The following is a 2,158-nucleotide window of genomic DNA, read 5'->3' as shown; positions in this document are numbered from 1 at the left end:
GCGTACGCGGCCGGCCAGCGCCGCCGGGGGGCTCTCGCGCGAGGAGGCGCTGCGCCTGGTCGAGCGGGAGTGGGCCCGGTGACCGCCGTGCGCCGCGCCGGCGAGGCGGACTTCGACGCGCTCACCGACGTCTGGCAGCGCGCCGTGACGACGACGCACACGTTCCTCACCGACGACGACGTCGCCGCGATGCGTCCGCACGTGCGCGACGGCCTGCTTCCGTCCATGGACGTCTGGGCGGTCGAGGACGAGGGCGGGCTCGTGGCGTTCGTCGGCGCCCACGACGACCACGTCCGCCTGCTCTACGTCGACCCGGCGTGGCACGGGCACGGGCTGGGCACCCGGCTGCTCGACGTCGCGCAGGGCGGACGTCCGTCGCTGCGGGTCAGCGTCTACGCCCGCAACACCCGCGGCCTGGCGTTCTACCGCTCGCGCGGCTTCGTCGAGACCGGACGCGGCACGGACGACCTCGGCGCCGGCCCGCTCGAGACGATCGACCTGCGCCGCTGAGCGCCGGTCAGGACGCGTGGTCGTCCGGCGCGCGCCAGGTGCGCTCGAACGGCAGCCGCCAGGCGCGCGGGGCGATGAGCTGGTGGATGGAGTTCGGCCCCCAGGAGCCGCCGCGGTAGGGCCGCACGGGGGGCATGTCGTCCAGCAGCGGCTGCGAGACCTCCCACAGCCGCTCGATGCCCTCGGCGGTGGTGAACAGCGTGCGCTCGCCGCGCATCGCGTCGTGGATGAGCCGCTCGTACGCCTCGAGCACCTCGCCGGCCCGGTCCGTCTCCTGGATGGCGAACTGCATCGAGAGCTTGTCCAGCTTCATGCCGGGACCGGGGCGCTTGCCGTAGAACGACAGCGACAACCGGGAGGCGTCGGCCAGGTCGAACGTCAGGTGGTCCGGGCCCTGCAGCCCGACGCCGGAGCCGGCCGGGAACATCGACTTGGGCGGCTCGCGGAAGGCGATGGAGATGATCCGGGCGCCCTCGGCCAGCTTCTTGCCGGTGCGCAGGTAGAACGGGACGCCGGCCCAGCGCCAGTTGTCGATCTCGGCCTTGAGCGCCACGAACGTCTCGGTGTCGGAGTCGGGGTCGACGCCGGGCTCGTCGCGGTAGCCCTGGTACTGGCCGCGCACGACCTGGTCCGGACGCAGCGGCAGCATCGAGCGGAAGACCTTGTTCTTCTCCTCGCTGATCGCCTCGGAGTCCAGCGCCGTCGGCGGCTCCATGGCCATGAACGCCAGGATCTGGAACAGGTGCGTCACCACCATGTCGCGGAACGCGCCGGTACCCTCGTAGAACCCCGAGCGCCCCTCCAGGCCGAGCGTCTCGGGGACGTCGATCTGCACGTGCTCGATGAAGTTGCGGTTCCAGATCGGCTCGAACAGTCCGTTGGCGAACCGGAAGGCGAGGATGTTGAGCGCCGCCTCCTTGCCCAGGAAGTGGTCGATGCGGAAGATCTGCTCCTCGGCGAAGACCTCGTGCAGCTGGGCGTTGAGCCGGCGGGCGCTGGCCAGGTCGGTGCCGAACGGCTTCTCCATGATGATGCGCGAGCGCTCGACCAGGCCGGCCGCGTCGAGCGTCCCGACGACGTCCAGCGCGCCTTCGGCGGCACGCTGAGGTAGTGCAGCCGGCGCGGCGCCTCGCCCAGCTCGGCCTCGAGCTCGGCGGCGACCTCGGCCAGGCGCTCGGGCCCGTGGGCGGTGTTGACGTAGCGCAGCCGGCGGACGAAGTCGGCCCACGACTCGTCGGTGACGTCGCGGCTGCTGTGCTCGCGGCAGGCCTTCTGGGCCAGGTCGCGGAAGCCCTCGTCGTCCAGCTCGTCCAGCGACGCGCCGATGATGCGCACGTCCCCGACCAGCCCGGAGCGGACGAGGTGCAGCATGCCGGGCAGCAGCTTGCGCCGGGCCAGGTCGCCGGTGGCGCCGAACAGGACGATGAGGTGCGGCTCGTTCACCAGGCCAGGCTAGGTCCGCGACGGTCCGGGCGCCCCTACGCACGCGGCCGCGTGCTGCCCGCGACGACCGCGGACATCACCCGGGCGGTCGACGCCGCGGTCGTGGTGCAGCCAGCGGTCGTCGGCCGTCCCGAGGTACGCGGCGACCAGGTCGGCGGTCAGCACCGCGGCGCCCCAGCGGGGCGCTCGTAGGCCGGACGCGTCC

At 72.9% G+C, this 2,158-nt stretch carries 3 protein-coding genes and 1 pseudogene; 1 reads left to right on the top strand and 3 read right to left on the bottom strand.

What is annotated here, in order from left to right; all coding sequences use genetic code 11:
- A partial coding sequence (locus tag AC2W7G_RS14480) for a GNAT family N-acetyltransferase (protein ID WP_485869057.1) occupies positions 1-510 on the top strand: 510 nt, incomplete at its 5' end.
- A gap of 7 nt (positions 511-517) precedes the next feature.
- Here AC2W7G_RS14480 and AC2W7G_RS14475 read toward each other — a convergent pair.
- The 3 genes and pseudogenes from AC2W7G_RS14475 to AC2W7G_RS14465 form a co-directional block, all read right to left on the bottom strand.
- Positions 518-1,537, bottom strand: coding sequence for a glucose-6-phosphate dehydrogenase (locus AC2W7G_RS14475; RefSeq protein WP_485869056.1), 1,020 nt, complete (start codon positions 1,535-1,537; stop codon positions 518-520).
- Positions 1,538-1,656: 119 nt separating this feature from the next.
- Positions 1,657-1,881 (bottom strand): annotated as a pseudogene (locus AC2W7G_RS14470) (glucose-6-phosphate dehydrogenase); the annotation flags it as partial.
- Positions 1,882-1,962: 81 nt separating this feature from the next.
- Positions 1,963-2,158 (bottom strand): hypothetical protein (locus tag AC2W7G_RS14465; RefSeq protein ID WP_485869055.1); only part of this gene is annotated, 196 nt, incomplete at its 5' end.

It is taken from the genome of Aeromicrobium sp. PFPM2_SD2 (assembly GCF_057364525.1).
Note: the sequence above shows the minus strand (reverse complement) of the source record. Positions and strands in the feature narration are given on the sequence as shown.

Bases quoted from the DNA above. Each gene is read 5' to 3' on its own strand.
- AC2W7G_RS14475 (WP_485869056.1), bottom strand. From the start codon at position 1,537: ATGGAGAAGCCGTTCGGCACCGACCTGGCCAGCGCCCGCCGGCTCAAC.